Annotated in this window: 20 protein-coding genes; 10 read left to right on the forward strand and 10 right to left on the reverse strand. The window is 65.4% G+C overall.

Features of this window, described 5'->3' with window-relative positions; translation table 11 throughout:
- The first annotated feature begins 20 nt into the window (after positions 1-20).
- Complete coding sequence (locus AAHG09_RS10315) at positions 21-800, forward strand: DUF1499 domain-containing protein (protein ID WP_342106960.1); 780 nt, start codon at positions 21-23, stop codon at positions 798-800.
- Between the two features lie 10 nt (positions 801-810).
- Here the strand turns inward: AAHG09_RS10315 and AAHG09_RS10320 are convergent, their stop codons facing one another.
- On the reverse strand, positions 811-1,731 hold the full coding sequence (locus AAHG09_RS10320; protein WP_342106961.1) for an MBL fold metallo-hydrolase: 921 nt from the start codon (positions 1,729-1,731) through the stop codon (positions 811-813).
- 528 nt (positions 1,732-2,259) lie between these two features.
- Between AAHG09_RS10320 and AAHG09_RS10325 the strand changes: the two genes are divergently transcribed.
- Complete coding sequence (locus tag AAHG09_RS10325) at positions 2,260-2,436, forward strand: DUF1328 domain-containing protein (protein ID WP_003599466.1); 177 nt, start codon at positions 2,260-2,262, stop codon at positions 2,434-2,436.
- Between the two features lie 123 nt (positions 2,437-2,559).
- Here the strand turns inward: AAHG09_RS10325 and AAHG09_RS10330 are convergent, their stop codons facing one another.
- The gene (locus tag AAHG09_RS10330; protein ID WP_342106962.1) at positions 2,560-2,892 is read right to left on the reverse strand and encodes a NepR family anti-sigma factor; all 333 of its coding nucleotides are present in this window, start codon (positions 2,890-2,892) and stop codon (positions 2,560-2,562) included.
- 173 nt (positions 2,893-3,065) lie between these two features.
- On the opposite strand from AAHG09_RS10330, the gene AAHG09_RS10335 reads away from it, so the two are divergent.
- On the forward strand, positions 3,066-3,872 hold the full coding sequence (locus AAHG09_RS10335) for a response regulator (RefSeq protein WP_160532649.1): 807 nt from the start codon (positions 3,066-3,068) through the stop codon (positions 3,870-3,872).
- A 460-nt stretch (positions 3,873-4,332) separates the two neighbouring features.
- On the forward strand, positions 4,333-4,671 hold the full coding sequence (locus AAHG09_RS10340) for a hypothetical protein (protein WP_342106963.1): 339 nt from the start codon (positions 4,333-4,335) through the stop codon (positions 4,669-4,671).
- Positions 4,672-4,827: 156 nt separating this feature from the next.
- Here the strand turns inward: AAHG09_RS10340 and AAHG09_RS10345 are convergent, their stop codons facing one another.
- Positions 4,828-5,016, reverse strand: a complete 189-nt coding sequence (locus AAHG09_RS10345) for a con-10 family general stress protein (protein WP_010683678.1) — start codon at positions 5,014-5,016, stop codon at positions 4,828-4,830.
- Between the two features lie 257 nt (positions 5,017-5,273).
- Here AAHG09_RS10345 and AAHG09_RS10350 point away from each other — a divergent pair, with 257 nt between their 5' ends.
- Positions 5,274-5,480, forward strand: coding sequence for a hypothetical protein (locus tag AAHG09_RS10350; RefSeq protein WP_342106965.1), 207 nt, complete (start codon positions 5,274-5,276; stop codon positions 5,478-5,480).
- A gap of 11 nt (positions 5,481-5,491) precedes the next feature.
- Here the strand turns inward: AAHG09_RS10350 and AAHG09_RS10355 are convergent, their stop codons facing one another.
- The gene (locus tag AAHG09_RS10355; protein WP_342106966.1) at positions 5,492-6,292 is read right to left on the reverse strand and encodes a thioredoxin domain-containing protein; all 801 of its coding nucleotides are present in this window, start codon (positions 6,290-6,292) and stop codon (positions 5,492-5,494) included.
- 79 nt (positions 6,293-6,371) lie between these two features.
- Here AAHG09_RS10355 and AAHG09_RS10360 point away from each other — a divergent pair, with 79 nt between their 5' ends.
- Positions 6,372-6,815: a cyclic nucleotide-binding domain-containing protein gene (locus AAHG09_RS10360; protein WP_342106967.1), complete on the forward strand. Its 444-nt coding sequence runs from the start codon at positions 6,372-6,374 to the stop codon at positions 6,813-6,815.
- A gap of 5 nt (positions 6,816-6,820) precedes the next feature.
- Here the strand turns inward: AAHG09_RS10360 and AAHG09_RS10365 are convergent, their stop codons facing one another.
- Entirely contained in the window at positions 6,821-7,264 is a 444-nt protein-coding gene (locus AAHG09_RS10365) for a VOC family protein (RefSeq protein WP_342106969.1), read from the reverse strand.
- 158 nt (positions 7,265-7,422) lie between these two features.
- Between AAHG09_RS10365 and AAHG09_RS10370 the strand changes: the two genes are divergently transcribed.
- The gene (locus AAHG09_RS10370) at positions 7,423-8,109 is read left to right on the forward strand and encodes a L,D-transpeptidase (RefSeq protein WP_342106971.1); all 687 of its coding nucleotides are present in this window, start codon (positions 7,423-7,425) and stop codon (positions 8,107-8,109) included.
- Between the two features lie 10 nt (positions 8,110-8,119).
- Here AAHG09_RS10370 and AAHG09_RS10375 read toward each other — a convergent pair whose 3' ends face one another.
- Both AAHG09_RS10375 and AAHG09_RS10380 read right to left on the reverse strand, forming a co-directional pair.
- Positions 8,120-8,359 (reverse strand): hypothetical protein, encoded by a 240-nt coding sequence (locus AAHG09_RS10375; protein WP_342106972.1) that lies wholly within the window; start codon positions 8,357-8,359, stop codon positions 8,120-8,122.
- A 192-nt stretch (positions 8,360-8,551) separates the two neighbouring features.
- Positions 8,552-9,886 carry a hypothetical protein gene (locus AAHG09_RS10380; protein WP_342106973.1) on the reverse strand — a complete coding sequence of 445 codons (1,335 nt, stop codon included), beginning with the start codon at positions 9,884-9,886 and terminating at the stop codon, positions 8,552-8,554.
- 655 nt (positions 9,887-10,541) lie between these two features.
- Here AAHG09_RS10380 and AAHG09_RS10385 point away from each other — a divergent pair.
- Positions 10,542-11,441, forward strand: coding sequence for a phytanoyl-CoA dioxygenase family protein (locus AAHG09_RS10385; protein WP_342106975.1), 900 nt, complete (start codon positions 10,542-10,544; stop codon positions 11,439-11,441).
- Between the two features lie 10 nt (positions 11,442-11,451).
- Here AAHG09_RS10385 and AAHG09_RS10390 read toward each other — a convergent pair whose 3' ends face one another.
- From AAHG09_RS10390 to AAHG09_RS10400, 3 genes are all read right to left on the reverse strand, one after another.
- The gene (locus tag AAHG09_RS10390; RefSeq protein WP_342106978.1) at positions 11,452-11,754 is read right to left on the reverse strand and encodes a hypothetical protein; all 303 of its coding nucleotides are present in this window, start codon (positions 11,752-11,754) and stop codon (positions 11,452-11,454) included.
- Between the two features lie 20 nt (positions 11,755-11,774).
- On the reverse strand, positions 11,775-12,665 hold the full coding sequence (locus tag AAHG09_RS10395) for a glycosyltransferase family 8 protein (RefSeq protein WP_342106979.1): 891 nt from the start codon (positions 12,663-12,665) through the stop codon (positions 11,775-11,777).
- A 503-nt stretch (positions 12,666-13,168) separates the two neighbouring features.
- Complete coding sequence (locus AAHG09_RS10400; RefSeq protein WP_342106981.1) at positions 13,169-14,848, reverse strand: GumC family protein; 1,680 nt, start codon at positions 14,846-14,848, stop codon at positions 13,169-13,171.
- Between the two features lie 145 nt (positions 14,849-14,993).
- Between AAHG09_RS10400 and AAHG09_RS10405 the strand changes: the two genes are divergently transcribed.
- The gene (locus AAHG09_RS10405) at positions 14,994-15,164 is read left to right on the forward strand and encodes a hypothetical protein (RefSeq protein WP_342106983.1); all 171 of its coding nucleotides are present in this window, start codon (positions 14,994-14,996) and stop codon (positions 15,162-15,164) included.
- Between the two features lie 703 nt (positions 15,165-15,867).
- The gene (locus tag AAHG09_RS10410) at positions 15,868-16,653 is read left to right on the forward strand and encodes a sugar transferase (protein ID WP_342106985.1); all 786 of its coding nucleotides are present in this window, start codon (positions 15,868-15,870) and stop codon (positions 16,651-16,653) included.
- The last annotated feature ends 12 nt before the right edge of the window (positions 16,654-16,665 follow it).

Below are 16,665 nucleotides of genomic sequence, written 5' to 3' on the forward strand. Positions count from 1 at the left end.
GAAGCCCATCCATGAGTGCCATGCGCCGTCTTCTGATCGAGGAACCCGTCACCCGGGCAGGGCCGCTGGCCCGCCACCTCGCCCTGTTCTCCGTGGTCGCCACCGGGATCGCGCTGCTTCTGGTCCGGGATCCGCGCACCGATACGGATGCCGCGCTGGTCGCCCTGATGGCCGGGCTCGCGGTCGCGCTGGCGGCGATCGCGGCGGCCGTCTTCGCCTTCGTGCGGGTCTGGCGCGAGGGCGCGCGCGGCCTCGGCGCCGCGCTGGCCGGGCTGATCCTGGCTCTGCTGGTGCTGGGCTATCCGGCCTATCGGGGCCTGCGCGGCCTGCGGCTGCCCGCCCTGTCGGACGTCACCACCGACGTCGACAACCCACCGGCCTTCTCGCGCTCGCGCGCGGCCTTCGCGGCCCGCAACGGCCGCTATCCCCCCGATCCGGGCGCGGCCCTGCGCGAGCGCCAGCGTGGCGCCTATCCCCAGATCGCCCCGCTCACCCTCGATATCGGCGCCGACGAGGCATTCGAGCTGGCCCGCAAGGCCGCGCTCAAGCGCCATTGGCAGATCGTCGAGGCGATCCGGCCGGGAGGCCGCACCGGCAACGGCCGGATCGAGGCCGTGGCGCGCGGGCTCGTCCTGAACCTGCCCGACGACGTGACGGTCCGCATCCGCCCCCGCGCCGACGGGGCGCGGATCGACGTGCGCTCGGCCTCCCGGCTCGGCGGGCGCGATTTCGGCGGCAATGCCGACCGGATCCGCACCTATCTCGACGACGTCGCCAACCTCGCCCTGGCGGTGAAGTGATCCGGCCGGATCAGGCCGGCCTGTAGGTGCCGTCCAGCCGCGGCGGCCCGTCGGTCGCCACCAGCCCGCGCCCGACCAGATCCTCCAGGTGGGCGAAAACCGACAGCGCCGCCGCGCCGCGCAGGCGCGGGTCGAGCCCCTGGTAGATCGCCGCGACGACCTGCGCGATGCCCGTGTCGCCGCCGGCCAAGCGCGCGCGGATCGCAGCCTCGCGCTGGCGCCGGTGACACGCGAGCCCCCGGAGGAAGCGCGCCGGTTCGCGGACCGGCCCGCCATGGCCCGGCCAATAGACCGTCTCGTCGCGCCTGCGCAGCTTGTCGAGGGAGGCCATATAGGCCTGCATCGCGCCGTCGGGGGGCGCCACGATGGTGGTCGACCACGCCATGACGTGGTCGCCCGAGAACAGGCTTCGCGTCTCTGGCAGCGCGAAGGCGAGGTGGTTCATGGTGTGGCCGGGGGTCTCGACCGCCACCAGGGTCCAGCCCGGACCGGAGACGGTGTCGCCCTCCGACAGGACGCGGGCCGGGGCGTGGTCACGGTCGGCGCTGGCGTCGAGCAGCGGAACTTCGCCCTCGGCGAGCGGCCGGGCCGCCCGATGCGGTGCGCATCCGACGACCGGGGCCCCGGTTCGCGCTGCGAGGCGTCGCGCGCCCGGCGAATGATCCCGGTGCGTGTGGGTGACGACGATCGCCGCGACCTGCTCGTTGGACAGGTCGGAGAGCAGAGCGTCGATATGGGCCGGATCGTCAGGACCCGGATCGAGGATCGCAACCTGACCGGTGCCGATCACATAGGTGCAGGTGCCGGTCGCCGTGAACGGTCCGCCATTCGGCGCGACGCGCCGCCGGATCAGCGGTGCGATGGGCTCCAGCCGCCCGGGCGCGGGCATCGACGGATCGAGGGTCAGGCTGCTCTCGTCCGCGTCCGCCATTGCTGCCCCACAGGTCGGTTCAGCGGTTCTTGAACCGTGGCCTGCGGCCTTGCAACACCGCCGATCCCGATAGCAGGGGCTGTCCCCGGCCGCGGGGCTGGCGACGTCCCCGGCGGCAACGCGAATCCTGACCCGACTTCGGTGGGCGTGATCAGCCGAGATGGCCGGGCCGGCGGTTGCGGACACGGACCGGCACGAGGACGGGGGCCGGGGCGGCGACGAGCCCGATCACGGCATCGCGGACGGCCTCACTGGTTGCTGCCACGCGAGCCCGCATCGCGGCGACCTTCACTCGAACAGCGTTCTTGGCAGATTGCAGCATCACGGATCCCGAATCGAACCTGACGACCTATCTTCGAACGCTACTGACCCTGTCCCGTTCCGTCACCCTTCGTCGCGCCCGGAGAAACCGCACGGGCGATCCACATCGGACTTCGTCAACGCGGCGGAACCAGAGCAAAACCTTGGCGTTTTCGTGTTCAGAACGACGCGGCCCGCCCGCGTTGATACTTTCGAAGGATACGATCGATGCTCGGTTGGGCCGTAACTTTTCTCGTGGTTGCCCTCGTTGCCGCGCTGCTCGGCTTCGGTGGCATTGCCGGCACGGCAATGGAAGCTGCGAAGCTGGTGTTCTTCGTGGCGATTGTCCTGTTCGCGATCTCGGCCGTCATCGGCCTGATGCGGGGCCGCTCGCCGACCCTCTGACAGGGTCTTGATAGCCACCAGCCCTGACTTGGGGCTGGAGGCTCGGGATCGAGGAAGCCGTCGCAACACGCGGCGGCTTTTTTCATGACGCGCGGGTGTTTGCCAAAACATCATCGAAAGCACTCACGACTTGCCGTGATCGCCGCTATCGAGCTTCGCGATCAGTTCAGCGAACCGGTCGGGGACCGGTTGCTGAGCCATGGTGTCGTACATCGTGCGCAACTGTGTCGCGAGGCGATTGCGGGTGTGCTCGCTGAGGCCGCCGCGGGGCGCCGGGGACGCCCGCGCGGGCTGGTCGAAGCCCGGATCCTGGTCCGGCGCGCGGCGATTTGAGGCAGTACTTCCGTGCGTCTCGCGCACGTGAAGACCGGCCTCCTTGCCTTCATCGACCATCCACACGCCCCTTGTTGCCGAACTTGGCCCGGCCACATTGTGCTGCGGCTCGACATACGCCATGGCTGCGGCTGCAACGCCTGCCCGCTGGGATCGGTTCCCCCGGGAGGTGGAACGGAGTGCCGGCCTCCGCGTTGGGCGGTAAGCTGCGCAGGACAGAAAGCCGGCTCCGGCATGTCTTCGGTTATGAACCGGAGAGACGTGGCCGGGCAACAAGGCGAGGCACAGGGGATCGAATGTCGACATCGCAACTCGTGGTACAGCACCTGCCGTACCTGCGCCGCTACGCGCGTGCGCTCACGGGGAGCCAAGTGGCCGGTGACGCCTATGTCGCCGCCACCCTGGAGACCCTCGTCAACGAACCCGATACGCTCGGCCGGAGCACCAACATCAAGGCCGACCTGTTCCGGGTCTTCACCCGGATCTGGAACTCCCTCTCGGTGAACGGCCGCAGCGAGCAGGTTCAGCACGATCTTCCCGCCGAGGTGCGCCTGGGCCAGATCACGCCGTTGCCGCGGCAGGCGTTCCTGCTGTCCTGCCTGGAAGGCTTCTCCGAGGAGGATGCGGCCATCATCCTGGGCGTCGACGTCTCGGAGGTCCGCGACCTCGTCGACGAGGCCGGCCGCGAACTCGCCGCCGACATGGCGACCGAGATCCTCATCATCGAGGACGAGCCGCTGATCGCCATGGACCTCGAGGCGCTCGTCGAGGGCCTCGGCCACAACGTCATTGGCGTCGCCCGGACCCGCACCGAGGCGATCAAGATCGCCGGCGAGGGCGGAAAGCGGCCCGGCCTGATCCTGGCTGACATTCAGCTCGCCGACGGCTCGTCCGGCCTCGACGCGGTCAACGACCTGCTGAAGACCTTCGAGGTGCCAGTGATCTTCATCACCGCCTATCCGGAGCGCTTCCTGACCGGCGAGCGGCCGGAGCCGGCCTTCCTGATCGCCAAGCCGTTCCAGCCCGCGAACGTGTCCGCGGTGATCAGCCAGGCGCTGTTCTTCCAGCAGACGGCGCGCCGGCGCGAGGCCAAGACCGCCTGAACTCCGGACGGGAGAAACGGCGCGGTCGACGCGCCGGCCAAACGACCCAACGGTGTCATCAACCCCGGCGCGAGCCGGGGTTTTTTATTGCGCGGTGGCCCTGTGAACCGCGCACAAAAAAACGGGCCGGAGAAGGCTCCAGCCCGTCGAAGAGGTTCCGGCCGATGCACAAGGGGAATGCGGGGAGGACCAGGTGGCCGGGTGCAGATAGAACGGCCGTTTGAGCGCAGGGTTCCAAAAAACGCACTTTGTCGGCGAGCGTGGCGTCGAAGCCACAGGGGATGGTTGTGGATAGCGTGGGTGCGCCGGCGCACCCCTATCTGCGGCGCGGTCGAATACTCAGCATTCCAAGATGCGCGATAGTTTAGGAACCTGCAGTTGCGGGACGCGTTGTTGGAACATCCTGTCAAGCTCTCACGATGAGGTCGGGGCAATGCTGCGGTCTGGTTTCATTCTGGGCGTGAGTGCTCCTGCCGCCCTCCTGACCGTGCTGGTCCAGCCGGTGGTGCGTGAGACCGCCGATCGCTGGGTGCCGCCGGTTCCGGTCGCTCAGTTCGATCCGGCGCCGCTTCCCGGCATGCGCCCGGTCTCGCTGGCGATCAGCCCGACCCGGGTTGCAGGTGTCCAGAAGATCGATGGCCGCGCCACGCCGGTGGAAGGCGAAGCCCAGGATTTCCAGATCAAGCCGGTCCTTAAGCAGCCCGCCCGCCGGCTCGTCCGCGAAGGCTGTGAGACGGCTTTGAGTTCCCTGGTGGGCCCCGAGGCCCGGCGCATGACCCCAGGGCGCTGCATCTCCTGAATCATCCTGATTTCACTGATCGAACAAGGGCCTCGCCGGCAGGGCGGGGCCCTTTTCGCATGGCCGGGAAGCGGATGAGCGACGGGAGCCACAACGAAAAACGGCGCCGGTCCCCCAGGACGCGGCGCCGCTACGCGGAACGCTTAGACGGTGACCTCACTCAGCGCGGCCGGTACCCGTCGACTGGCCACCCTTGCGCCCTGCGGACGAGGCGAGCTCGCGATCCTGCGAGAAGGACCGCTTCTCGGCCGGCACGCTGCGTCCGCCCTTGCTGGCGATCTCACGCTGCCGCTCCAGGTCCATCGAGGCAAAGCCCCGCTTCGAGGTCGAATTTCCGGATGCCATCAGTTCCTCCTCAGGCTTCGCTTCACCTCGCAACAACCTTCAGCAATAACCAAGGTTCCTGTCCGCAGACCTCGCCAAGCTTCATACAGTCAAGCTTGACGGCAACCAGGGTGTTGTCCGCAGCGTTGGTCGATGATGGATCTGCAACGATGCGGGTTTGGCGGTAGCGGGAAGCCTCGAAGGCCTGACGAAACGCTGTGCGGAACCTATGCCGCCACCCGGTCGAGCGACGCGGTCACGAGAGGAATCGAGCACGCATGACGAATCGCAACATGGTGAAGGATGCGGCTGGGGACGCCCCGAAGCCGCAACCCAACACGCCGCCCCTGCCGCCGATGCCCGCCCCTGAGGATTCCCCGACGCCGACGACGCGGGAGGAGCCGATCGACTCGCCGCATCTCAATGCCAGCCCGAAGCGCGGGGCGCCCGAGCCTGGTGAGCACGGCTTGTCCACGAAGCGCTGACCGGAAGTCCGTCAGGCGGCCCGCCGTCTCGCAAGGCGGGTCAGCCCGAAGATCAGCAATCCGATCGCCGCGATGGTCACGATCCCCGCCACGGTGAGGATCCGCTGGACCAGCGGCGTGTAGATTCCGCGTGCGGCATCGTAGCCGTAGCAGAGCAGGGCGAGGCGATCCGCCAAGCCCCCGACGCGACCGTCTCCGGCTTCGGTCAGGGCCAAGCGCAGATCGCGCCCCGTCAGCGCCAGGGGGGAAAGGACCTGCGCCACCTGCCCGTCGCCGGCAAGCAGCAGCGCGGCCGCCGGGTGGGCGAAGCTGTCGGTCCCGGCATCGTAGACCGCCGTGTAGCCGAGGGCGGTCGTCAGACGACGCAGAGCGGCCTCCGAGACGATCAGCGCCCGGGGTTTCACGGATGCGGCGGGCGCGCCGAGGGTATCGGTCAGCATGCGGCGCGCGGCCGCGGTATCATCCCGGGGATCGATGCCGACCAGGATCAGCGCGTAGGCGTCCGGCGCAAGTCCGGTCGCCGCCAGGGCTTCGGCCGCCATCGACACCATGGGGTCGCAGACGTTGCCGCAGGTATAATCGACCGGCAGAAGCAGGACCGGCCGGCCCGCGATGACGCTCCCCAGCGTCACCGCCTGCCCGGTCATCGCATCCGTGGCGGCAAGATCGAGGGGCGCGCGGGCGCCCGGGGGCGGCGCCACCGCAACGCGGGCGAGGTCCGCCTGAACCAGGCGGGCCTGGGCCGGCAAGGCCGCCAGGACGAGGGTGACCATCACGGCCGCGTGGCCGAAAAGCCGGGCAGGGCTGGACAAGTGCTTGACGAATCGCATGGATGGGCGGGCCCGTCCGGTCCCGCCGTCCTGGGCTTCAGACCCGCTGCGGAGCCCCCGTATGACCCTCGACACCGAGGTTTCCTCCCTGAAGCAGGTGCCGCTCTTCCGCGAGGTCGAGCCGGCGCGCCTGAAGCTCCTGGCCTTCACCAGCGAGCGGGTGCATTTCGAGCCCGGGCAGCGCTTCTTCGCCCGCGGTGACGTGGCGGATGCGGCCTACGTGATCCTCAAGGGCAGTGCGGAAGTCAGCATCGACGGTCCGGCCGGCCCGATCCGGCTGGCGCTTCTCGGCCAGGATGCCCTCGTGGGCGAAATGGGCATCCTCGCCGAGCAACCCCGGTCGGCCACCGTGACGGCGGAGACGGCCGTGACCGCCCTGCGGATCGATCGCGGCGTGTTCCTGGAATTGCTCGCACAGTTCCCGCAGATCAGCATCGCCCTGATGCGCGTCCTCGCCCTGCGCCTGGAACAGACCAACCAAGCCCTGGCCGAGAGCCGGGGTTAGACCCATCACGGGGCCGGATAGGTGATGAACTCCAGAAGGGACCCGTCCGGATCCCGGAAATAGACGCTGACCCCGGATCCGGCCGCCCCGAACGTATCCACCGGTCCGAGTTCGACCGGTACATTCAGCCCCTGCAGATGCGCGACCGCGTCCTCGATCGCTCCGGACCAGCGGAAGCAGAGATCGCTGTTGCCCGGCATCACGGGTTCGGCCGCCACCATCTTCGGGTTGACGCCCGGCCCGTGGCAATTGAGCTGCACGCCGCCGAACCGATAGGCGTAGCCGCCCGCCCGCTCGACGATCTCGGCGCCCAGCACATCCCGATAGAAGGCGTTCGACCGCGCCCAGTCGCTCACATGGATCACGCAGTGGTCGAGGTGGATCGCCGGGCTCAGCGCGCCTGCGGCAACGTCCGCCGTCTGGACGGGAAGCGTCTCGGTCTCGGGCATCGGTCACTCCGCGCGGGTGTCGGCAGGGCTGGGCTGCGACTCTGAATTAGGGCGCAATCGTGACCGCGCGAGTCGCCCGGCCGGGGTCGGCTGCGGCGGAAAAGCTACATCGTCACCGGCGCGATGACGGTACGCATGTCCGGAGGATCGGACACCGCATGACGCACCTGATGAACGCGGATCGTAGCCCGGCACCCAGCCGTAGGATTGCGCTATCACGCGCGCTGCTCGCCCTCGCGGTGATCGTGCCCATGGCCGCCTGCCAGACCCGGACCATGCAGGTCGCGCAGGACGACGATTCCGCTTGGTACATCGGCTCGAAGCCCGACAAGCCGTTCGACATCCCCCTGGTCGACACGCAGCGGCTGGATCCGAAGTTCCGCCGGCAGCAGGTGAGCTACAATGGTCCCGAGCAGCCCGGCACTATCGTCGTCGATATCGACAAGCGTCAGCTCATGCTGGTGCAGGCCGACGGGACCGCGATGCAATACGGCGTCGGCGTCGGCAAGGCCGGCTTCTCGTGGAAAGGCGAGGCCCGTATCGGGCGCAAGGGCGTCTGGCCGAACTGGAGCCCGACCACCACCATGGTCTCACTCAACCCAGACCTGCCGCGAGTCCGCAAGGGCGGCCTCGACAATCCCCTCGGAGCCCGGGCGCTCTACCTCTACCAGGATAACCGCGACATCCTGTTCCGCATCCACGGGACGAACGAGCCCTGGAGCATCGGGGAGCAGCTTTCGTCGGGATGCGTCCGCATGCTGAACGAGGACATCGCCGACCTCTACGAGCGCGTCCCGGTCGGCACCCGCGTGCTCGTGAAGCGCAACGGGAAGTATCGCGTCTGAACGGTCCGCCTCAGCCTGCGGGCTGAGCGTCCTGCGCACCACTCAGGAGCATCCGGCCCGGCGACAGCGTTTCGTGGTCGGACGTAGCCCTCCGCCCGTCCGGCGCCATGCCGTCGCTGGCGAGCACGGCCGCGGCCGTGAGCCCCGCCGTCTGCCCGGGGGCGCGATCCGGGCCCGACATGATGGCCGCGCCGGCCAGGAGCACGGCACAGAGGGCGAGGGCACCGAGGACGGTCTTCACGAAAGTCATGGTGATCAACGGCGATTGGACTTCGCCGTTCCAGAGGCGGGGCTGAAGCGACGCCCTATCCCCGGCGTGGATGACGCCCGCACCCGCGACGATGGCAGGCGGGCGGCATCGCCTTGCCGCCGTGCACGGCGGCAAGGCCTGTTCGATGCCCTGTCGTTCACCCAGCCGGCCTCCGCCTCGGCGGGGAGCGCCTCAGCGAGCCCGGAACCGGATCAGTTTCGGATAGCCCTGCAGCTGCACCGTCACCGACCGGGTTTTGTCGAGGGTTTGAACCGGCTCTGCGGCCTCGGTCGGATCGAAGATCTCGACTGCGCTCAGGTCGTTGTCGCTGTCCACCGTCACGGCGACGGGCTTGACCGGCAGGGGGGCGTTGTTCTCGCTGTCCCAGATCTTCCGCTCGTCCCACAGGATGAGCGTCGAGCGATCGCCGTCGCCATTGACGAGCAGATGCTTCGTGTCGAGATCGCCCGACGACACCGTCAAGTTCGGTGCCCGCGCCTCGCCGGCCGGCGCCTCCCCACCCTTCGCCGTCACGGTCTGGATGAGATTGCGGATCGCCGTCGCGGCGGGCTTGGGGCGATAGGCGATGTCGAACAGGCCGAAATGCTTCTCCATCTCGGTCCCCGCCGGGTCCGGATAGGCATCGAGCAGCTGGTACAGATAGACCTTCGTGATGCCCGCCTGGACGGAGTCGAGGATGAGATTGAGCGTCAGCTTCGCCTGTGTCGGTTCGTCGACGCCGCCCCACGTTCCCTTGCCGGGGAGCGTATAATAGCCGACCTCCGTGATGGCGGCCTTGTCCTTCGGCTCCAGACGGCTGGCCTGATCCATGACAGCCTTGATCGCACCCTGTGGCTGTTCCCCCTTCGGCGGGTAGGTGTGGGCGTTGTAGACGTCGAACTTGCCGAACAATTCCGGCCAGGATGTGAGATTGTAAACCGAAAGGTCATCGAGCGCGGGGCTCGCCTTCACCCCCTTGTATAGGTCGTTCTGATAGTGGACGGCCGCTTCGGGACCGGTCTGCCCGTTATAGGTGACGGGCCAATTGTTGACCTCGTTGGGACCCTCGACAGACGCGATGGCGCGCGGATGGACCCGGGCGAAATCCTCGAGCAGCGACAAGGTTTTGGTGAGCGGCAGATTGGACGCCACGACGAAGTCGAATCGGAACCCGGATTTGGCGAAGGCGCCGAAGTTCGATCCCCCGCCGCCCGGCAGCGACGGGTCGGGGACCGCATCCCGCAGATGGCTGACGCCCAGATACTGCAGCGACTCCAGCACCTTGGGAACGTCGGCATAGCCACCATCGGTGTAGGGGATATGCGTGTTGACGCCGATCTTGTCGACGAACGCCTGTCCGCCGATCGTCTGCGCCACAGACGCCTTGCCGCCATCCGCGGGTGCGGACGCAGATGTATCCTGTGCCAGCCGAATGATGGATCTGCGCACATCCCGCCCGGCCTGGGTCGCGCTGATGGCTGCTACGATCGACACACCTGCCAAGAGCGAATAGAAGCGTAACCGCATAACTATACCCGACGCGACTGTCATTTTCGGCGCGTGGATATAGAGCTTCGGTCGAGATAGTCAAACTGCCTTCTGACTCAGTATAAATCCGCGCTGACACGTTGAAATCAGCGCTTTCATTTCCATGGCTTTCTGGGCCCCGCATCGATCCCGGCCAAAACAGCGTCGCGTCGCGGGCGGCACCCGCACGCAACCAATGGGCGCGATCTGCGATTTGCTTCGTCGGCGATGTTGAGCGGCCGCGGGGCGCCTGGTTCCCCCGGCCCGTTGGAGGGTTCGTCGCGTCGGCCCGATCAATCATCGCATGGGATGCCGCTGCCGCATATTTCGCCACGGATTGCTTCTCCGCCATGCGATAGGCAAAGAAATTGCTCTATGGATCATCAAGAAATACTTCTTGATGGCGCATGCCGACGCCACGTATCGGTGATCGAAGGTATGTCTTATGCGTCTTGACAGACTTCCGCTATTCGGTGTTTGATTCTACTCATCAAGCGATTCGTATATTTGTTGATCTTTGCAGTAAAAATATCTGGCATGTTTCTGCCGGTTACGGGCATACGCTTTGCATGGATGCTGAGCAAAGAGGGGGCCTGCGGGAATGTACATCGCGAAACGTGTCCGCCGAAAGCTCGGAAGCATTGCAAGAAGTGCCGTGCACGAGCTGATGTCGACGGACGTGGCGAGGCGGAACGTCGACACTTATTATAACACTCTTCGCGGCGACCGGGCCCGTGCTTTGACGCCACTCAACGGAACGGATCGTACCGTCGTCGAATCGCTTCGGGATGCCGGCGTGTACCAGACACGCTTGGAGGATCTCGATCTCCCCGGCGCAGACCAGATGCTGTCTCAGGCACGCGATGTCCGACGCGATATCGAAACGCGCTTGGCGGCAGACCCGGAGCACTTGGACGACCCGTATCTGATTCAGGCTAACAAGCTCGAACTCAAGGATCGTCCGGATATCTATCTCTTCGGACTGAACGAACGACTGCTGGCGATCGTCGAAGAATATCTGGGCTTGCCGGTCGCGTTCGGCGGCTTCAATTTCTTCTACACGCTTGCGGATGGGTGCGAACGCGGCGCGCGGGTCTGGCATCTCGATGGCGAGGATGAAAGTATCATTAAGGTCGCGATCTATCTGAACGACGTCGACGAAGATGGCGGCCCGTTCGAGATGATCCGCAGCCGGTTGTTCAAGGGCGCTCGGCCCTACACGCGGCCGGCGCGTCACGACAAATTGGAGCGCATCATCGGGCGCAACATCTCGGCCGACGAGATCGTGACCTGTACAGGGCCGATGGGAAGCGTGATCTTCTGCGATACGGCGCGCTACTATCACCGGGGGCGGCCGGCGACGGGGCAGAACCGGACCGCAATCTTCTTCAATTACTATCCCCGCCCGCCGCGACGGCCCTACTTCTGCGGCAAGCCGGTCGTCGGGCTCGAGGATCTCGCGATCGATAGGCGGGGTTTGACGGATTACCAGCGCCGGAGCGCGCTCTGGCGGGAGGACCTTCCGCCAATCGCCCGTTACCTCCTGCCGCGGTAGGTCCTGGAGATCAGCGCCTGCAGCGCACGGCACCGGTCGTCGTGGGGGCGCTTCCACCGCCGAGGTTGAGCGTGATCGTGACGGCGTGCCCGCCCTTCGTCCAGCGGCCGATGTTCTGCGTCGTCGTGAAGGTTTGGTGCCAGCCCTTGGATCTCAGTTTCGCCGCGACAGAATCATAGTCAGAGCCGGGCTTTATTCTGAGTGTACCAATCATATCCGTGCACTCGGTGCGGTCATCCTCGGCCGAAGCGCCCGTGACCGACAGGAGCACGAGGCCGAGTAGCAACGCCGCCGTCGAACAACTCGCCGTCACGTGAGCCTCCCGTGTCGCGCTCACTGTCGGACCAGGGAGCGGAATTTCTTCGTCACGCGACGGGATTGGAAATCAGGCAGTTTGGACGCCCAGGGTGAGTGCCGCTTGATCGATGCGTAGGGCTGGCCTTTCCTGGGGTGAAGAAGGCGATACCCGAAGTGCCAGGGCTTGAAGCCGCCGACATAGTGGAGGATCCCGGCCGTCTCGCGCAAATGGCGCTCGTCGTCATGACGGGGATGGTTGATCATCATATTCCACTTTTCAGGCAATTCCCTGAGATCGGACGCGAGCACCGCGTTGAGGGTGTCCTGGTCGGCGTGCTTGATGTCGCGCCGGGTCAGAACGAAATCGCGGAGCCGATCCTCGGTGTTTTGCGCCCGCCAAGCCTCGACGTTGATGAGCAGCACGCCGGAATTGAAGTATACATTCTGAGGTGCCAACCCCAGGGATGCCTTGAGCGCAGGGTCGGGATCCAGCCACGGATCCCGCACGGCTCCGATGATCTTCAATCCGTCGCCGAACGCCCATAATTCGGCGAGATCCTGTTTGCAGACGATGTCGCAATCGAGATAGATGATCCGCCGAACATCGTTGGGTAAGAGATCCGAGAACAGCAGCCGGGAATAAGCTGCCCGGCTCAGATGGTTTGCCATCCGCAACTCTTTGGGGAGATTGTCGAGCTTTGCGGAGACCTCGTAGCTTGTAAAATCATGCCCGTCGCGACGCGTGGCCGCCCGGCATTTTGCAATATCGTCTGCGGCCACATTGTCGGACAGGAGATGGAAATGGATCCGGCTCCGGCGTGTCACGGCCATGGCGGATTGCATCACCAAGCCCGCATAGGCACCGTAATTTCGATCGGCCGCACACATGACGTGAAGCGCGGGCAACGAAGGATCGGCGGCAGACATCCGGTTAGGCCTCGCTTCTGGGATGTGTGATGCGGTGTCTGGGGGGAACGTCGGCTGAGCTGCGCCGGCTTCCGGGTCGTGGCGCGCTCAAGACGAGAAACGATCGCGCCTGGGTGTCGAAGGCGGTACCCGCTGCTTGCGTTGCGATGTGCGGACGTGGTGCCATGCTGGGTCTAAGTGCGGACGAGGGGTCGCTCCGCTGCGTTCTCGAGCCTCGCGGAGCAGGCGCTCGAGGCTATGTGCCCCCGGTGTGAGCGATCAGCCTATAGACCTTCTGCCTCGTCGTCGCGTCCGTAATTACCACCGGCGCGGAAGTCGAAGCGGATATCCGGCTCAGACAGATGTGTATAAGGCCCGATGTCGACGGCCTCATCGGCGCTGCACGCGATCGGGACGGCCATCGCGCGGATGCCTGCGACCAGCACTGGTGGAGCCGTCGCTGCTCCGGAGAAGCGGCATGACACGCCGCGGCCCCCGAAGCCCTGGTCTGTCCTTCCGCGATTTCAGGCCTTCGACTCGTCGAGGACGACGCCGAGCAGCAACGTGCCGCTGGCCCTGATGAAATCCGCGGCTTCGGACAGGCTCTCCTTCGAGGATTTGCCGAGATGCGCGATCAGGATGATGGCGTCCATGTTCGACAGGATGGAGAGTGAGGTCGGTATCGTTTCAAGGTCGGGCAGATTCGTGATGATGCTGTCGTAGGCCGAGGCCGCCGACGCGAACACGACGTTATCCGAGAGGACGCCGAATGACGATGTCATATCGATCGGCGCTTCCAGCTGAATGATCGACAGATTCGACGAGACCGGAACGATCCGGCTCAGATCATCACGCCCGTCTTCGCCGCCGGTCGATACCGTGGGGTTGAACCCGGACGCGTAGGCTAGCGACGTGAGGGGACTCGTCGGCGCCATGCTGGCATCGACGATCAGGGTCTTCTTGCCCGACAAAGCCAGGGTGTTGGCGAGCTGCTTGGTCAGGACGGCGGAGGCCGTGCCGTCGGAGATCGCAAGAATGCCGATCGTGTGACGCGCATTCTGCAAATTGGCGGCTTCGACCGCGACCATGACCCGATTGAGGAAGAACTTCGTTCGGGTGTCGAGCTTCTGTCGAGTCTTGCTGCGCAGGGTCCGACGCATCCCCTTGGAGAGATTCAGCTTCCCGAAGCACGGGCAGTTCAAGTCGTCCTCGACCTGCGCACTCGACCGGACGGAGGTGTCCAGCGAATCGAGGAGGGCGGCGATGCTGACGCCGAACAGCGCGCCGCCGAGCAGCGCCACGGCAATCACGAGCTTCGGATTCGGGAAGACGCGCGCCAGTTCGGGACTCGCCGAAGAAACGATGTTCGCATCGGCGACGAGGAACGATGTCGATTGAACGTTCTCGGTCAGTTTCTCCAGGGCGGACTCGTACATCTTCCGGTAGGTCGTGGTGGCGCTGTCGAGCTGGGACAGCGTGACCTCCGCGTCCAGCTGCCCGGTGGTCTGGGCTTGGCCGCTGACGCCGGTCCGGAAGTCCTGGGCCGCATGGGCAGCTTTGTGCAGCTGCGTCTGCAATTGCTGGACGCGATGCTCCAACCATTCCCGCGAGCGCGTCGCGTCCTCAACCTTCCGCGCCAGCTGATTCTTGATGTAGGCCTCGCACAACGCGTTGACGATCTTCGACGCCTTGCTTGCGCTCTGCGACTTGAACGAGACCTGGATGATGTAGGATTGGGAGACGCGCTTGACGTCGAGCCGGCTCGCGAACCTGCCGACCACACCGTACAATTGCTTATTGTTCTGCGCTGCGGCGTCGGACTTGTTCGGGAGGGCCAGTTCCTCGTCGGTGTCGAGTTTCAACTCCTGAACGACCGGCAGGATCGTGCTGTAGGAGCGGATGATCTCGATCTGACTCTCGACCTGCGAGTTGTTGAGGGTCAGATCGATCAGGCCGGAATCCTGCTTGAGGAGTTGCTGCGGCTGGGGCGGATTGATCAGAATCTGCGCGGACGCCACAAAGTCCGGCGGCGATATGTGCACGTAAACGAACGCGAGCGTGGCGAAGACGATCGCGCTACCCGCAATAATGCGGGCCCACTTGCGGAGGAAGTCGAACAGATCCTCCAGGCCGGTATGCCGCCGATCCCGGCGGGTACTTTCCTGCTGCTGGTTGGCTGTAAAGATCTGTGTCTTATCCAGCATGCGTATCGGTCCAGTTGGCGTTCGGGGCGACGGCTCTGCGCTGCTATCTTGGATACGAGATGCTGGAAGGTTGCGGTCCAGAACCCGTGATCTGCGAGAACTCCAGATGGTCGCTCAAGGAAAGCGTCCGACGGAACACGAAAACATGTTCCATCTGACGCTAGATTTTCTTCCGCGGATATTTGTAATTACGATAGCCAATTTTATGGTGCAAAGCAACAGCAGCGATGGCGCCGAAGCGGTCTGCGCCCTCGGTTTGACGATTGCGATATCCATCACTGGCATCGCACGACCGACGTGGTTTTTGCAGTGGTGATGTTTGCGCAGATTGTGGTGCGGCGGCGGGCTCGGTGCAGGGTGCTGCAAACGATTGGGCCGGTCACCGCCACCGCGCTGCACGCGTCGTCGGGACAGAGGCGCCATTCGGCCCGCCTCGGTAATCCTCCGTTTGGCCGCCCTATGGTTGATCCAATAGGCACGAAATCACTTCAGGTTTCGATTTTCATGGCGCGGTGCAATTCGAAGCGGTGCCGGTCGAATGATGCGCATGAAATTCCGCGCAGCCGAAAGGCGTCTCGCACCTGCACAGGCCACGAACACTCAACCGGCGGTTTGGATGATACGGCACGATCAACCGTTTCAAGGTGAAGCATGACCCCTCGGCAATGGGACGGGCATTTAGCCTTCGCGATAGGATCTGATTTGGACGATGAATTCCTGACGATATCTGAAACCGATCTCATCTTCGACCATTTCTCCTGATCGGCGCAAAGTGAGTCGGGGCAGAATTAGTGCACATCTCGAACCTACGTAGTCCGCGCCGCATGCAATACTTCGATCGATTGCCGTGTGATTATTTTTGATGATGGGGTGATAACTCGGTTTTCGGCGATCTTGATAGGCATACTCTGGCCAAAAGGATTAAGCCCCTCCTTGTCAAAGCAATCTACGGCCGCTACAACCGGCTTAATAACCAATCATTAACGTTCGCCATTGGGCTCGCCAAAGGAGCTGAGACCATGCTGACTCGTGCTGAGCCCGCCTCCGCCGATTTCGCTGCAGCGCAGCACGCGGCCGAGCAAGCGACCGTCGTCGAGCTGGGCGCCGCCCATCTGGCCCCCGCCCATCTGGCCCCCGAGGGCGTCACCGGCCTCGTCCTGCCCGAGACCCCCTTCGTCGCCCGCGGCCTGCGCCTCGACTGGGCGGCCAAGCGCGGGCTGGACATCACCGTCGCGGTCACCGCCCTGTTCCTCCTGCTGCCGCTCCTGCTGCTCATCGCCCTCCTGGTCTGGGCCGGCGACGGACGCGCCCCGATCTTCCGCCACATGCGGCTCGGTCGCGACGGCCGCGCGTTCGGCTGCCTCAAGTTCCGCTCCATGGTCGCCGACGGCGAGGCGGTGCTGACCGCCCACTTGGCCGCCGACGCCCAGGCCCGGGCCGAGTGGGCCGCCACCCACAAGCTGACCAACGATCCGCGCATCACCCCGATCGGCCAGGTGCTGCGCAAGACCTCGCTGGACGAGCTGCCCCAGCTCTGGAACGTCCTGCGCGGCGAGATGAGCCTGGTCGGGCCGCGCCCGATCGTGCAGGCCGAGGTCGCCCGCTACGGCCGCGCGTTCCAGACCTGCTTTGCCGTGCCGCCGGGGGTGACCGGGCTGTGGCAGGTCTCGGGGCGCTCGGACACGAGCTACGCCGAGCGCGTGGCGCTGGATCTGGACTATGCCAGCCGCTGGAGCCTGCGCCGGGACATCGCGATCATGCTGCGCACCATCCCGGCGGTGCTGGCCCAGCGCGGCAGCCGCTGAGACAGCAACGCG

Source organism: Methylobacterium guangdongense (assembly GCF_038442355.1).
Taxonomy (GTDB): Bacteria; Pseudomonadota; Alphaproteobacteria; order Rhizobiales; family Beijerinckiaceae; genus Methylobacterium; species Methylobacterium guangdongense.

Coding starts and splice junctions, on each gene's coding strand:
- AAHG09_RS10315 (WP_342106960.1), top strand. CDS start 21: ATGCGCCGTCTTCTGATCGAGGAACCCGTCACCCGGGCAGGGCCGCTG.
- AAHG09_RS10320 (WP_342106961.1), bottom strand. CDS start 1,731: ATGGCGGACGCGGACGAGAGCAGCCTGACCCTCGATCCGTCGATGCCC.
- AAHG09_RS10325 (WP_003599466.1), top strand. CDS start 2,260: ATGCTCGGTTGGGCCGTAACTTTTCTCGTGGTTGCCCTCGTTGCCGCG.
- AAHG09_RS10330 (WP_342106962.1), bottom strand. CDS start 2,892: ATGGCGTATGTCGAGCCGCAGCACAATGTGGCCGGGCCAAGTTCGGCA.
- AAHG09_RS10335 (WP_160532649.1), top strand. CDS start 3,066: ATGTCGACATCGCAACTCGTGGTACAGCACCTGCCGTACCTGCGCCGC.
- AAHG09_RS10345 (WP_010683678.1), bottom strand. CDS start 5,016: ATGGCATCCGGAAATTCGACCTCGAAGCGGGGCTTTGCCTCGATGGAC.
- AAHG09_RS10350 (WP_342106965.1), top strand. CDS start 5,274: ATGACGAATCGCAACATGGTGAAGGATGCGGCTGGGGACGCCCCGAAG.
- AAHG09_RS10360 (WP_342106967.1), top strand. CDS start 6,372: ATGACCCTCGACACCGAGGTTTCCTCCCTGAAGCAGGTGCCGCTCTTC.
- AAHG09_RS10365 (WP_342106969.1), bottom strand. CDS start 7,264: ATGCCCGAGACCGAGACGCTTCCCGTCCAGACGGCGGACGTTGCCGCA.
- AAHG09_RS10370 (WP_342106971.1), top strand. CDS start 7,423: ATGACGCACCTGATGAACGCGGATCGTAGCCCGGCACCCAGCCGTAGG.
- AAHG09_RS10375 (WP_342106972.1), bottom strand. CDS start 8,359: ATGACTTTCGTGAAGACCGTCCTCGGTGCCCTCGCCCTCTGTGCCGTG.
- AAHG09_RS10380 (WP_342106973.1), bottom strand. CDS start 9,886: ATGCGGTTACGCTTCTATTCGCTCTTGGCAGGTGTGTCGATCGTAGCA.
- AAHG09_RS10395 (WP_342106979.1), bottom strand. CDS start 12,665: ATGTCTGCCGCCGATCCTTCGTTGCCCGCGCTTCACGTCATGTGTGCG.
- AAHG09_RS10400 (WP_342106981.1), bottom strand. CDS start 14,848: ATGCTGGATAAGACACAGATCTTTACAGCCAACCAGCAGCAGGAAAGT.
- AAHG09_RS10405 (WP_342106983.1), top strand. CDS start 14,994: ATGTTCCATCTGACGCTAGATTTTCTTCCGCGGATATTTGTAATTACG.
- AAHG09_RS10410 (WP_342106985.1), top strand. CDS start 15,868: ATGCTGACTCGTGCTGAGCCCGCCTCCGCCGATTTCGCTGCAGCGCAG.